Origin of the sequence: Bradyrhizobium tropiciagri, from assembly GCF_001189845.1 — a bacterium.
Lineage (GTDB): Bacteria > Pseudomonadota > Alphaproteobacteria > Rhizobiales > Xanthobacteraceae > Bradyrhizobium > Bradyrhizobium tropiciagri.
In genome coordinates this window covers 1-716 of the sequence record NZ_LFLZ01000184.1, presented here as the reverse complement: position 1 = coordinate 716, position 716 = coordinate 1, and the positions used below count along the sequence as shown (strand labels likewise).

General features: G+C 58.2%; 1 protein-coding gene. It reads right to left on the bottom strand.

Translation table 11 applies throughout. The features are described 5' to 3' along the window. Positions 1–120 precede the first annotated feature (120 nt). Positions 121–716 (bottom strand): transposase (locus AKN84_RS44330; protein WP_157863411.1); only part of this gene is annotated, 596 nt, incomplete at its 5' end.

Genomic DNA, 716 nt, shown 5'->3' with positions numbered 1-716 from the left:
CCCAGGCTGTGTGAGAACCCCTTGTTACTGACAGGTCGAGCACGCCCGGCATCGGCTTAGCGGCTCGATCGGGTGGCAAATGAAGGTTCTGAACCCTCGAGCGCACATTACAAATGTCGCTTACGTCTGTATCGCCTGCAGCAATGGTCTGCAGCCTAGAATCGCTATTACGCGTTTCATGTTGTAGGCGAGCACATTAAGCGCGATCTCGGTCGCTACCTTGTGTCGTCCCCGCATCAGGAAGTGCGTCGCACCCATCCAGTCCTTTATGGTCCCGAACGGATGCTCCGCGGTCTGCCGGCGCAAAGTCATCTTGTTGGGGTCTTGGTCGAGCCGCTGCTGAACCTTCTCTAGCACAGCCTCGTGCTCCCAACGCGTGATACGCCGTTCGGGGCCAGTCGTGCACTGAGCTTTGAGTGCACAGGTGCGGCAAGCAGTCGTCCAGTAACGGCGGAGCATCTTGCCATCCTCCTCGACGGTGAAGCGATACGTCAGCCGTTCACCAGCAGGACAGTGGTAGATGTCTTCGGCCGCAACATAGATAAAGTCCTGTTTGCCAAAACGACCTGCGGCTTTTGCACCTGAGGTCAGCGGTTTCGGCAATGTGACCGTGATGCCAGCGTCCTCACAGGCAAGAATCTCTTCGCCGTCGTAGTAGCCCCGATCGGCAACAACGTTGAGCGTCTCGACAGCCATCTCGGCACGAGCCTGGCCGG